The following is a 12497-nucleotide window of genomic DNA, read 5'->3' as shown; positions in this document are numbered from 1 at the left end:
ATTCAAGGACGAACCTCGGGATGGAATCCAGCCTGCATCGCAGCCTGAAAGAGCACTTCGGGACGCTCCGCGGCGGCCGTTGCGAGGTCGCCGTGGAGGGCTTCCGGATCGACGCCGTGGACGCCGAGGGCACCCTGATCGAGATCCAGTCGGGGAGCCTGGGAAGCCTGAGGCCCAAGTTGGGACGGCTGCTTCCTCACCATAGGATGCGCGTGATCCGGCCGATCGTCCTCCGCCGCACCGTCGTCCGCCGGGATCGCGCCGAAGGGCCGGACCTCTCACGCCGCCGCAGCCCGCGTCGAGGGAGCCTGACGGACGTCTTCGACGACCTCGTGGGGCTGGCCCCGTTCCTCCCCGATCCGAACCTCGGCGTGGATCTCCTGGGCGTGGACGTGGAGGAGGTCCGCGTCACGCGACGCCGACGGCCCGGCTATGTCGTGGTCGATCGTCGCCTGGTCGAGATCGTGGAGTCGTCGCGCCTGTACTCTCCGGTTGATCTCTGGGACCTTCTTCCTCCCGGATTTCAACCTGGAGATCAGTTCACGACCGCCGACCTTGCTCGCAAATTGGGCAGGCCGCTCTATTTCGCCCAGCGTGTTGCTTATTGCCTGCGCGTGGCCGGGGCGGCCGAGACGGTGGGGAAGCGTGGCAACAGCCTCATCTACCGCGCCGTGGGCGACGTCGCGGCCTTGACTTGAGCGACGGCCCGCACGCCTGACCACATGCAGGGCGTGGTGATCCTGGGGAGGGATCCGGCCGTAGAACCCTGTGCTTAGGGTCCACATCGACCCAAAGGGCTCTCGACGAGGTGGGGGTGAGGTCAGATCTTGGGATTGGCGACGGCGAGGGAACGAGAGGCAGGGCCCTGGTTCGGGGCCGAGGTCGTGGCGAGGCCGCCGTTGTAAAGCAGCCGGAGATTCCGGCGAGCCCGATCCCAGAGCCGTCCTTCCAGATACTCAAGCCCCTCATGGAACGACCCGACGGTTGAGCCCTGGGGGTGAGAGGAAGTGGTGGAATTCATGATACTGCCCATCGTCCTTAAGTTCTTCGACAATCTCGATTTCCTGGCATTCAAACCGAAGCCTCAGAGGCGGACGCTCGGGCTTCTCAGGGAGTCGACCCGCCCCAGATTTCTTCTCGGGACGATCACTCCTGACATCACTTCGGGAGCCTTGGACCCGCGTGGGGGTCTCTGCGAACTGAAAGAGGCGACGCTCCTCGGGACGAGGGGCGGAGCCGATCGGTGGTCCGCGCATCAGGCGAGTACGAACGCCTCGCGTGACGGGATGGCGAAGAACGGCCTCGATACAAAGCCGACGATCGGGGCTGAGGCGTCAACAGGAACAAGATGTCGTTCCATCCGTCGTGCCACGAGAAGCCGCATGGGCCAACCTCCTTGCCTGGCGTTTACGCTGGGCCTTCGTCAGAGCCGCATCGTCCGGGTTCGCGTTGAAGCCGAGGAGCATCGCCACCTATCCAGAACCGCTAGGAGGGGGGGGGTCGGTTTGAGGGAGCCGTCGGGGGGGAAGGCCGTCTCCACCCCTAAGGACCCGTCACCGAGAGAGCAAAAATCGCGCCTTAGAGTATTAAGAAGGCCAAACCTCCTCAGCCGCCTCGCCCGACCCCAGCGTCGGGGCTTAGAGAGGAGAGTTGGGCCCCGACCTCTACTCGGAGTCGGAGAGTCGGCCGCCGCGATCGACGACTGCGGGCGACTTGAAGGCAAAATTTACAAGCCCGCAACGCCCCTGTCAAATAAAAAACCATCGAATTCACCAATCTCAAAAACATCAGAAACGGCATCCTGGCCGCAGCGGGTCGGGGGCTGACGCAGCGGCCTCTCGGCCGTTTATAATGTCGTGGAGGGCGGCGGCGGCCGTCGGGTTCGCGGCGCGGAGGGGCGTCCGTCCCGCGCGGTCCTCGGGGGGCGGCATCCATGAGTCTCGTCGGTGGGCCGGTCGATCTGGAACACGCGCTTCGCGAGCGGTTCGGCCTGCGCGAATTTCGGCCCGGCCAGCGCGAGGTCATCGAGGCGGTCCTGGGGGGCCGGGACGTGCTCTGCGTGATGCCGACCGGCGGCGGCAAGAGCCTCTGCTACCAGCTCCCCGCGGTGGTGGTCCCCGGCCTTACGCTGGTCGTCAGCCCGCTCATCGCCCTGATGAAAGATCAGGTGGACGCCCTGGCCCAGCGGGGGGTCAGCGCCACCCTCCTGAACAGCAGCATCGACCCCGCCACTCAGCGGCAGCGCATGGCCGAGATCGAGGCCGGCCTCTACGACATGGTCTACGTCGCCCCCGAGCGCTTCCGCAGCGGTCGGTTCACGGCGATGCTCGAACGGGTCCGGCCGGCCCTCCTGGCGATCGACGAGGCCCACTGCATCAGCCAATGGGGCCATGATTTCCGCCCCGACTACGCCCGCCTCGGGGACGCCCGGCAGCGGATCGGCTCGCCTCCCTGCATCGCCCTGACGGCCACCGCCACCGACGTGGTTCAGCGCGACGTGGCCGAGCAACTGGGCCTCCAGGACCCTCGCCTGTTCGTCACCGGGTTCGACCGGCCCAACCTCCGCTACGTCGTCGCCCGGACCGGCCGCGACGAGGCCAAGCTGGAGGAACTGACCCGGACCCTCCGGCGGTTCCCCGGTCCGTCGGTCATCTACGCCTCCAGCCGGGCCCGCTGCGAGACGGTAGCCGGCTACGTCGCCAAGGAGCTGCGACGCGAGGTCGTCGTTTACCACGCCGGCCTCGACCGCGACGCCCGGGCCCGGGCCCAGGACGAGTTCATGAGCGGCGAGGCCGACGTGGTGGTCGCCACGAACGCCTTCGGCATGGGGGTCGACAAGCCCGACATCCGGTCGGTCATCCACTTCAACATGCCCGGAACCATCGAGGCCTACTATCAGGAGGCCGGTCGCGCCGGCCGCGACGGCGAGCCTTCGGTCTGCGTCCTCCTGTACTCGGCGGGGGACCGCCGGCTCCAGGAGATGTTCATCGAGAACGAGTATCCGCCCAAGTCGATCGTCCACCAGGTCTACGACTTCCTCAGGACGCTGGATGACGACCCGATCGAGCTGACCCTCGGCCAGATCATGGAGCGATCCGGGGTGGACGTGAAGGAGTCCGGGGTCGGCGCGGCGCTGAAGATCCTGGACGACGCCGGGGCGATCGAGAAGTTCTCGCCCCGCGAGAACATGGCGATCGTCCGGTTCAACCTGGAGGCCGAGGAGGCCGAGGGGAGCCTGGTCGAGCGGGTCAGCGCCCAGGCACCGGTGAAGCGGGCGGTCCTCGCCGGCCTGGAGGCCCTGACCCGGGGCCGCGTCGGCGAGCCCTGCTACTTCCGGCCCGACGAGCTGGCCGCCGCCCTGGGGATCGACCGGCCCGCGCTCAATCGGGCGATCAAGGGGCTGACCGCCGAGCTGCCGATCGACTTCATCCCGCCGTTCCGGGGCAACGCCCTGCGGGTGGTCGACCGGAACCGCAAGCCACGCGACCTGGAGATCGACTTCCGCAAGCTGGACGTCCGCAAGCGGCACGAGTACGAAAAGCTCGACCGGATGACCCAGTACGCGATGAGCCCGATCTGCCGGCGATCCCTGATCCTCAGCTACTTCGGCGAGCGGGCGAACCTCTCCGAGCATTGCGGCGGCTGCGACAACTGCCGCGCCGAGGAGGGGGACGGCCGGGTCGACGTCACCGTCGTCGACGCACCGGAGGCGCGCGAGACCATCCAGAAGGTCCTCTCGGGAGTCGCCCGGGCGAAGGGGCGATTCGGCAAGACGTCGGTCGCGCAGATGCTCGCTGGGTCCGATTCCGAGCGGATGGGCCGCAGCGGACTGCAAGCCTTGAGCACCTTCGGGATCCTCCGTCAGAGCGGCCTGACGCACCGCGAGATCGCCGACGTCATCGACGCCCTGGGGGGCGCCGGGCTGGTCGAGAGCCAGGCGGTCGACGGCTTCAAGCCCGTCGTCTCGCTCAGCGAGGCCGGCTGGGCGTGGCTCCGGGACCGCGAGGCCCCGCCGCTCTCCCTGGCCCTCTCGCGGGAGGCCGCCCGCAAGTTCGCCGCCGTCCACGGCCTGGCCGCGCCGGCCGGGGCTTCGGCGTCGTCCTCGTCGCGGTCGTCCGCCACCCCTCGCGAGCCCTCGGACGCCTCCGACCTGAGCGGGGACCCGCTCTGGGAACGCCTCAAGGCGCTCCGCCAGCAGTGGGCGAAGGAGGCCAAGCAGCCGGCCTACTGCGTCTTCACCAACCAGACGATGGAGGCCCTCGTCCGCCAGCGTCCGGCGACTCCCGCGGCCCTGGGCGAGATCAAGGGGCTCGGCCGGGCGCGGGTCGAACGCTACGGCGACGCCATCCTGGAAGCCGTCGCGGCGGCCCCGGCCGGGGACGGGCCGGCGGCGGTCGAGGTCCGGCCCCGGCCCCGCGCGAACCTCGTCGAGGAAGCCCCCCGCCCCCGAGCCGCCGCGCCTTCGACGGCCTGGGTGCCCGGCGTCGAGGAGCGACAGGTCCCGCCCGACCAACCTCCCCCGCTCCCCGATCCCGCCCCCGCCGCGCGCGTCTCCACCGAGGAATGGACCTGGCGGCTCCTGGATCGGGGCTTCTCGATCGAGGAAGCCGCGGCGATCCGGGGGCTGGACCCGGCGGTCGTAGCCCGTCATCTGGCCTGGATGGTGCGACGAGGATCGTCGCTGGACCCGTCGGCGTTCGCACCGGCCGCGGTCGTCGCCGAGTGGGACGCCTGGGCGGCCTCCCATCCCGACGGCGAGGCCCCCGAACGACCGGCCGACCGCGTGCACCTCTGGCCCCTCTTCCGCGCCTGCCGGACCGGACGATGACCAACAAGGTCGAGGAAGGTCGACGATGACGACGTGGGAGCTGCTGATCCGCCTGACGGTCGCCGCCGCGCTCGGCGGGGCGGTCGGCCTGGAGCGGCACCGGGCCGACAAGGCCGCCGGGCTCCGCACCCACATGCTCGTCGGGCTGGGCTCGGCCCTGTTCATGATCGTCTCGACGGGCGGGTTCGAGGAGGTGCGGGGCCGTCACCACGTCCAGCTCGACCCCTCCCGGGTCGCCTCGCAGGTGGTCACCGGGATCGGCTTCCTGGGCGCCGGGGCGATCCTCCGTCGCAACGAAGCCGTGCTAGGCTTGACCACGGCGGCCAGCGTGTGGACGGTCGCCGCGGTCGGGCTGGCGGCCGGCGGCGGCCTTTACCTGGCGGCGGTCGCGACGACCGTCGTGGCCCTGGTGGTCCTGACGGGCCTGCGGTGGGTCGAGGATCGGGTCGGCGTCAGGCCGTTCCCCCGAGCGATCTCGATCCTCGTCGAGGATCGCGAGGCCGCCGCCCGGGTGGTGGACTCGGCGCTGGTCGAGCCCGGGCTGGCGGTGCGGGACTTTCGGGCCCGCGCCGACGAGACGGGCCGAGGAGTCCGCGTCGTGGCGACCCTGGACCGGATTTCAGACGAGGGCCTCCTGGCCCTGGCGATGCGGCTGCAAGGGACCGAGGGGGTCCTGGACGTTTCCTATGAAGGAAGAACGCTATGAGTCGGCGGATGAGGATCTGGGCCTTGGCATGGCTGGTCGCCTCGGCGGCCTGCTCGGGATTCACCGAGACGCGGGGGGAGGACGCGCCGACGACGGGTCACGCCGCCGGCGTCCCGACTGCGACCCGCGTCCCGATCCGATATGAGTCCATCGGCCTCTCGACTCCCTCGCCGTACGCGCCGGGGAAGATCCCGGTCGTGCTCGTCCACGGCTTCTGGATCGGCCCGCAAATGTGGGCCCCCCTGATTCGGACCCTGGAGTCCGACCCCGCGTTGGCGTCGAAATTCCAGTTCTGGACCTTCGGCTACGCGAGCGGCGACCCGCTCCCGTACTCGGCCTATCGGCTCCGCAACGCCCTGGAGGAGGCCCGGAAGCGTTTCGATCCCGAGAGGCGGGATCCGGCGTTCGACCGGATGGTGCTCATAGGCCACAGCATGGGGGGCATCCTGGCCAAGCTGGCGGCCGTCGACAGCGGCGACCGCTTCTGGCGGCTCGCCAGCGACTCCCCGCCGGACCGGCTGGTCGGCGAACCCGGCGACGCCGAGCTGGCCCGGGGCTCGCTGGTCTTCCGCGCCCGGCCGGAGGTCCGCACGGTCGTCTTCATCGCAACCCCGCACCGGGGCGGCACGCCCGACCAGCGCCTGCTCCACGACGTGGCGACCCGCCTGGTCCGCCCGCCGGACCCGCTGCTGAAGGCGTACCACCGCCTGATCGCCGCGAACCCCCCGGACTTCTTCAAGCCCACGTTCCGGCTGGGCCTGCTCACCAGCATCGACCAGATGCGCTGGGACTCGCCGACGCTCGCGGAGCTGCTGGCGCTTCGGCCGCCGCCGACCGTGGCGATGCACTCGATCATCCCCATCAAGAACGGGCCCCGCGGTCCGGGCGGCGACGACGGCCTCATAGGCTACCTGAGCGCCCACCTCGACGACGTCGCGTCCGAGACGATCGTCCCCGCGGGCCATTTCTGCGTGGAGAGCCCCGAGACGGTCGCCCGGCTCCGGGCCATCCTGATCGAGGCGGCCGCCCCCCGGCCCGTCGAGCAGGCCGGATTTCAACTTGCGGTTCCCCCGGACGTTCGGTAGAACCAGACTAGGAATCGCCCCATCTCGGGTTGATTTTCGGCGAGGAACGCCCTAACGATCGTCTTGTTGAAGGACGACGGCGTGACTCGCATACCCGGCACGATGCACCCATCCGCACCGATCATCATGAAGGACGACTTCAAAAATCCCGCACTCGCCTCGCAGCCGATCGCCGAAGGCGGCTCCGGCGTCGTGGTGACGCGCTCATACAAGGCGAAGGCCGGGCCCGCCGCCATGGCCCTGGTCATCGGCCTCGCCGCGCTGACCGCCCAGGCGTCCGAATCGGACATGGTCCGCGACATCCAGCGCTACTGCACGGTCTGCTGGCGGAACGCCCGGCTCGACCCCCGGCTGTGGGACGACTGCACCCAGGAGGTCTGCTGCCGCCTGCTCACCAAGGCTCGCGACGGCCGCCTCGACCTCGGCCAGGTCCTCTCCGACGACACGCCCGAACGCCGCGAACTGGTCCGCGCCATCGACATGGTGCGCAAGCGCGTGCAGCGGACCAAGCGCCACCAGCCGATCGACGCCCTCGCCCTGCCGGCGCCCGACGCCGACCAGCGGGATCGCGAGCGAATGGAACTGGGCGAGATCCTCGAAGCGGCCCGACGCGCCGTCCTCTCCGCTCGCCAGGACCGGATCGTCGAACTCTGGATGCGCGGCTGGTCCGTCCCCGAGATCGGCGCCGACCTGGGCATGCCCGTCAACCGCGTCAGCGACGAGAAGTACAAGGCCCTCCGCAAGCTCGAAGCCCACCTCCGCAGCGGCCACGACGAGCTGGAAGCCTTCGCCCAGACCCAGGCCCGGGCCGCCGAGAACCAGCGCCGCGAGACCGCCTGAGCTTCACGCCGCCCCTGCGGGCGAGGGCCTCGGCCCTCGCCCGCTCGGCTTCACTTCAGTTCCCGTACGGCCTCAAGCACCGCCTCGGCGTGGCCGGGAACCTTGACCTTCGGGAAGACCCGGGCGACCTTGCCGTCCCGGTCCAGGACGAACGTGGTCCGCTCCACGCCCATGTACTTCTTGCCGTACATGCTCTTCTCCTTCCACACGCCGTAGGCCTCGCACACCGTCTTCTCGACGTCGGCCAGCAGGGTGAAGGGGAGGTCGTACTTGGCGACGAACTTGGCATGGGAGGCCGAGGAGTCCGGGCTGATCCCCAGCACCGTCGCGCCGGCGGCCTCGTAGTCGGGGAAGCCGTCGCGGAAGCCGCAGGCCTGCTTCGTGCAGCCGGACGTGTCGTCCTTCGGGTAGAAATACAGGACCACCGGCCCGCCCTTGAAGGCGGAGAGTTGGACGGGGGTCCCGTCCTGATTCGGCAAGCTGAAATCGGGGGCGGGCTGTCCCTCGGTGATCATCGGGCGGTCCTTTTTCGAATGATGGTCCAGGAATCCCGGGATGCTAGCAGCCCCTCCAGGCCCCCTCAAGTCGAACCTGAGGAGGAAGCCGCGGGGGTTGTGCTCCTCGCCGCCTCGACCTATCCTCGGGATGCTCCGCTCGCCAGGGTCGCGGCCGGCCCTGGCGAGCGGTCGCATTCGCGGCCTATCAGACACAGAGGTGGATCCATGACGGGCGTCCGGAATGTCCTGGTGTGGGCGGTCGTCGCCTCGGCGACGGCGAGCGCGGCTTCGGCCTGCACGAACATCCTGGTGGGCCGCAAGGCGTCACGAGACGGCTCAGTCATGATCACCTACTCCTCCGACATCACGATCATGCCCCGGCTCTTGCGCATCCCCGGCGGGGAACACCCGGCGGGCGAGACGGTCGAGGTCAAGGGCTGGGAGACCGACGACGTCCGGGGCCGCATACCCCAGGCGTCGCGCACGTACACGGTCGTCGGCCTCATCAACGAGCATCAGGTCTCGATGGGCGAGACCACCACCGGCGGCCGTCGCGAGCTGCGCGACCGGAAGGGCCTGCTCGACTACGACGCCCTGATGCTCCTGGTCCTCCAGCGCGCGAAGACCGCACGCGAGGCGATCGCGCTGGTCGACGCGCTCTGCCGCGAGCACGGCTACGGCAGCTCGGCCGAGACGCTCTCGATCGCGGACAAGGATGAGGCCTGGATCATGGAGCTGATCAACAAGGGCCCGGACCGGAAGGGGATCGTCTGGGTCGCCGCCCGCGTCCCGGACGACTGCATCACGGCGCACGCCAACATGAGCCGGATCACCACGTTCCCCCTGGACGACCCGGAGCACTGGCTCTACGCCCCGGACGTGATCTCCTTCGCGATCGAGAAGGGTTACTACGACCCCAAGTCCGGCGAGCCGTTCCGCTACCGCGACGCCTACCACCCGGACCACGGACCTTCCGCCCGACGCGCCTGCGCCGGGCGGGTCTGGAGCGTCTACCGCCGCTCCGCCCCCTCGGCGAGCTTCTCCGACGCCTGGTTCCGGGGCGAGGAGGGGGCCGAGGACTACCCGCTGTTCATCAAGCCCGACGAGCCGCTCTCGGTCCACGACGTGATGGGCCTTATGCGCGACCACTTCGAGGGCACCCCCTACGACATGACCCAGGGAGTGGACGCCGGGCCGTTCAACAGCCCCTTCCGCCTCCGGCCCCTGGTCTTCCACGTCGACGGCAAGGAGTACATGCACGAGCGGCCGATCGCGGCCCCGCACGCCGGCTTCACCGTGGTCCACCAGAGCCGGGCGAGCCTGCCGGACGCCGTGGGCGGCGTGACCTGGTTCACCCCGGACGACGCCTCGACGTCGTGCTTCACCCCGCTGTACTGCTCGATCGAGGCCCTGCCGCCCTCGTACGTGGCGGGCGACTACCAGAAGTTCTCGTGGCAATCCGCCTTCTGGATCATGAACCTGGTCTCCAACCTCGCCTACGACCGCTGGTCCCACGTCTTCCCGGACGTCCAGGCCGCCCAGGCCAAGCAGGAAGGGGCGATGCTCAAGATGCAGCCGATCATCGAGGAAGCCGCCGCGAAGCTCGTCGCGACCGACCCGGCGCTGGCGCGGTCGTTCCTGACCTCCTACAGCACGTCCACCGCCGAGAACGTCTTCCACGGCTGGCAGGCCCTGGCCGAAACCATCCTCACCCGGCACGTCGACGGATACACCAAGGACGCCGAAGGAGAGGCCCGGGAGACCGGATACCCCGAGGAGTGGCTTCGTCACATCGTCGAGAGTCGCCCCGGCCGGTTCACCGTCCCCGCCAAGATCGGCCTGACCGACTACTGACCCAGCACCCAGCAGGCCGCGGCGAACCTTGGGATCTGACGCGAGGTCCGATCCAGGCCCTCCCGATCGGGCGGAGCGGAAGAGTTGGGGGAGGATGGGCATGGGACGCGTGGAAGTCTTCGAGCATACGGCCGACCTGGGGCTTCGGGTCTTCGCCGACGACTTGGCCGACCTCTTCCGGTCCGCCGCCGAGGGGCTCTTCGACGTGGTCACCGCCGATCGATCGACCATCGAGACCCGCGCCGAGGAGACGGTCGCCCTGACCTCCGATTCCCCCGAACGGCTCCTGGTCGACTGGCTCAACGAGCTGATCTTCCGCGTCGAGACCCGCCACGCGCTCTACGGCCGCTTCGACGTGATCGTCGCCCCCGACGGCCTGTCTCTGACCGCCGCGATCGCCGGGGAGCCCATCAACCCCGACCGCCACGAACTCGACCACGAGGTCAAGGCCGCCACCTACCACGGCCTGATCCTGGAACGCCGGGACGACGGCTGGTTCGCCGAGGTGATCGTCGACATCTGATACGCCCAGGCCGCCCGAAATCGGCTTCGTTCGCACCGCCCCGAAAACGAACCCATCGGCCGGAAGCCGAATCTCTGCAACATCTTAACCGAGGAAAACGGCACCCAGGAATTGGCTTCGTTCGGCGCGCTTCGCCCGGTTCTTCGCGACCGGCGAATCGCCGACGAGCGCGGCGGTTTGCGGAACGTCCCAGGATAACAGTGGCCCCGATTCGCCGAACGGGGACGCGGAACGCGAACGAGGCCCCGCGACGGCGGTCGCGGAGCCTCGATGGGGAATCGGCTTCGTCCCGGAGTGGGCTCGGGGCCGGGTCAGCTGACGGCCAGGCTGTCGATCGGCAGGGAGTGGCGGGCGAGGAACTCGTCGGCCTCGTGGCGACGGAAGACGCCGGGGGTTGCGCCGACCTGGCGGACGCAGCTCGCCCCCACGGCGCTGGCGAGGGTGAGGCAGTCCAGCTCGGACTTGCCTTCGAGCAGTCCGACGATGTAGCCGGCGTTGAAGGCGTCGCCGCCGCCGGTGCCGTCGACGAACGTGACGGGGAACGAGCCCATGCGGACCTCGTTGTCGTTCGAGAGCGACACCAGGCCCCGGTCCCCCATCGTCACCACCACGCGGCGGGCGCCCATGTCGCGGAAGGCGCGAGCCTGGCGGATCGGGTCGTGCTCGCCCAGGATCAAGGCCGCCTCGTCCGTGTTCGGGACGAAGACGTCGGTGTAGGGGAGGACCTTGCGCAGGGGCTCGATGTAATCGCCGGGGCCGGGGGTGACGACGTCCAGGATCGTGTGCCCACCGGCCTGCTGGACCTTGGCGAAGCGCTTCGCCAGGCCCTCGCCGTCGAGCTGGGGGAGGATCAGGAAATAGCCGATGTGGAGGACCTTGGGGGGGACGGCCAGCGCGGCGTCCATGTCGGCCGGGACGTAGCCCCGGTTCGCGCCCAGGGTGTGGATGAACCGGCGGTCCTCGTCCTGGACGTTGACGATGAGCGTCTGGCTCGTCTCGCGCTCGGGGTCGATCTTGATGTCGTCGGTGCCGACGCCGCCGGATTGGAGCGACTCGACGATGAACCGGCCGAAGGCGTCGTCGCCGATGCGGGCCGAGACCGACACCGGCACGCCCAGCCGGCCCAGGGCCATGCTCGTGTTGGCCGCTCCGCCGCCGATGTTCAGGTAGAGCTGGTCGACGGCGATCAGCTCGCCGGGCTTCGGCATGTGGGAGATCGGGGGCGTCAGGTGGTCCACCAGGACCATGCCCGCCGAGACGACGGGGGGCCGAGAAGTCGAGGACGGAGAGGGAGGCGTCGGCACGGCTGGATGATCCCTGGGAAGGAGGGCGGGAGGAATCGGGGCCTCAACGGTCGGACCTCGGATGCGTCGAGGCCGGTTCCACCATACCAGCGGACGCCCGCGCCGCAAGGCGCGACCCGTCGCGTCGGGGCGGTCGCCCGGTCAGACGACGACCCGGCGGGTGGTCCCGGGCCCGTCCGGGTCGGCCAGGGCGCGGACGACGGCCCCAGCGATCTTGCCGCCCCCACGGCCGGACGGTTCGATGGGGGAGAGGATCGAGTAATCCGCGGCCTCGGTGCAGATCAGACGGAGGTCGATCACCGTCAAGCCGGCCGCGAACGCCTCGCGCAGGATGATCTCGTTGAACAGGCGCAGGCCGGCCTGATCGGAGCGTTCGAGCCCCGGGATCGCGTCGTAGACGGTGCAGGCGAACGTCGGCAGGTCGAGGGCCAGCACGCTCCCCAACATCCTCCGATATTCGCGCTGAAAGGTCTCAGCGATGTCCGCCAACCGGGTCAGCGCGTCGGGGAACGAGGAAACGGGCTCGCGCGCGATCATTCCCGAATACCGCAGCGCGTCGTTGCCGCCGACGCTCACGACGAGATGGGAGGCGTCGGCGGGCAAGCGGGCCAGCTGGCCGGGCACCTGGGCCGTGACCGACCCGTCGACGGCGAGCAGCGACGCCTTCCAGCCGGCCGGGAGCCCCCGGCGGAGGTGGTCGACGACCGAGGGGGCGTCGGGGACGTAGCGGGCGTTGTCGAAGATCGAATCGCCGAGCAGGACGAGGTGGGCCATCGCGGCGGGCCTCCCGGGGGAAGTCGAAAGCAAGCCGCCCCGGCGGGTGGTCTCCCGCCGGGGCGGCTACGGGTCGATCGCTCGAG

General features: G+C 69.7%; 11 protein-coding genes. 7 read left to right on the top strand and 4 right to left on the bottom strand.

Translation table 11 applies throughout. The annotated features are described in order from the left end of the window. Positions 1 to 20: 20 nt before the first annotated feature. The gene (locus tag G6O68_RS00510) at positions 21 to 698 is read left to right on the top strand and encodes a hypothetical protein (protein WP_165243691.1); all 678 of its coding nucleotides are present in this window, start codon (positions 21 to 23) and stop codon (positions 696 to 698) included. A gap of 122 nt (positions 699 to 820) precedes the next feature. Here the strand turns inward: G6O68_RS00510 and G6O68_RS00505 are convergent, their stop codons facing one another. After that, a complete protein-coding gene (locus G6O68_RS00505) occupies positions 821 to 1021 on the bottom strand; it encodes a hypothetical protein (protein ID WP_165243689.1) in 201 nt (66 codons plus the stop codon). A 912-nt stretch (positions 1022 to 1933) separates the two neighbouring features. Here G6O68_RS00505 and G6O68_RS00500 point away from each other — a divergent pair. The 4 genes from G6O68_RS00500 to G6O68_RS00485 all read left to right on the top strand — a co-directional run bounded on the left by G6O68_RS00500 (position 1934) and on the right by G6O68_RS00485 (position 7459). Continuing rightward, positions 1934 to 4828 carry a RecQ family ATP-dependent DNA helicase gene (locus G6O68_RS00500; protein ID WP_165243687.1) on the top strand — a complete coding sequence of 965 codons (2895 nt, stop codon included), beginning with the start codon at positions 1934 to 1936 and terminating at the stop codon, positions 4826 to 4828. 25 nt (positions 4829 to 4853) lie between these two features. Further along, positions 4854 to 5534, top strand: a complete 681-nt coding sequence (locus G6O68_RS00495) for an MgtC/SapB family protein (RefSeq protein WP_165243684.1) — start codon at positions 4854 to 4856, stop codon at positions 5532 to 5534. A gap of 23 nt (positions 5535 to 5557) precedes the next feature. Next, positions 5558 to 6619, top strand: a complete 1062-nt coding sequence (locus tag G6O68_RS00490; protein ID WP_165243682.1) for an esterase/lipase family protein — start codon at positions 5558 to 5560, stop codon at positions 6617 to 6619. 81 nt (positions 6620 to 6700) lie between these two features. Continuing rightward, complete coding sequence (locus tag G6O68_RS00485; protein WP_240910883.1) at positions 6701 to 7459, top strand: sigma-70 family RNA polymerase sigma factor; 759 nt, start codon at positions 6701 to 6703, stop codon at positions 7457 to 7459. Positions 7460 to 7509: 50 nt separating this feature from the next. Here the strand turns inward: G6O68_RS00485 and bcp are convergent, their stop codons facing one another. Then, entirely contained in the window at positions 7510 to 7974 is a 465-nt protein-coding gene (gene bcp / locus G6O68_RS00480) for a thioredoxin-dependent thiol peroxidase (RefSeq protein WP_165243680.1), read from the bottom strand. A gap of 207 nt (positions 7975 to 8181) precedes the next feature. Between bcp and G6O68_RS00475 the strand changes: the two genes are divergently transcribed. Further along, a complete protein-coding gene (locus G6O68_RS00475) occupies positions 8182 to 9810 on the top strand; it encodes a dipeptidase (RefSeq protein WP_165243678.1) in 1629 nt (542 codons plus the stop codon). A 100-nt stretch (positions 9811 to 9910) separates the two neighbouring features. Then, entirely contained in the window at positions 9911 to 10333 is a 423-nt protein-coding gene (locus tag G6O68_RS00470) for an archease (protein WP_165243676.1), read from the top strand. Between the two features lie 311 nt (positions 10334 to 10644). Here the strand turns inward: G6O68_RS00470 and G6O68_RS00465 are convergent, their stop codons facing one another. Next, positions 10645 to 11637: a carbohydrate kinase family protein gene (locus G6O68_RS00465; RefSeq protein WP_240910882.1), complete on the bottom strand. Its 993-nt coding sequence runs from the start codon at positions 11635 to 11637 to the stop codon at positions 10645 to 10647. A gap of 141 nt (positions 11638 to 11778) precedes the next feature. After that, a complete protein-coding gene (locus G6O68_RS00460; protein WP_165243674.1) occupies positions 11779 to 12411 on the bottom strand; it encodes an SGNH/GDSL hydrolase family protein in 633 nt (210 codons plus the stop codon). Positions 12412 to 12497: the final 86 nt, after the last annotated feature.

The sequence above is a fragment of the Paludisphaera soli genome, from assembly GCF_011064595.1.
In the GTDB taxonomy this organism is placed as follows: domain Bacteria; phylum Planctomycetota; class Planctomycetia; order Isosphaerales; family Isosphaeraceae; genus Paludisphaera; species Paludisphaera soli.
Note: the sequence above shows the minus strand (reverse complement) of the source record. Positions and strands in the feature narration are given on the sequence as shown.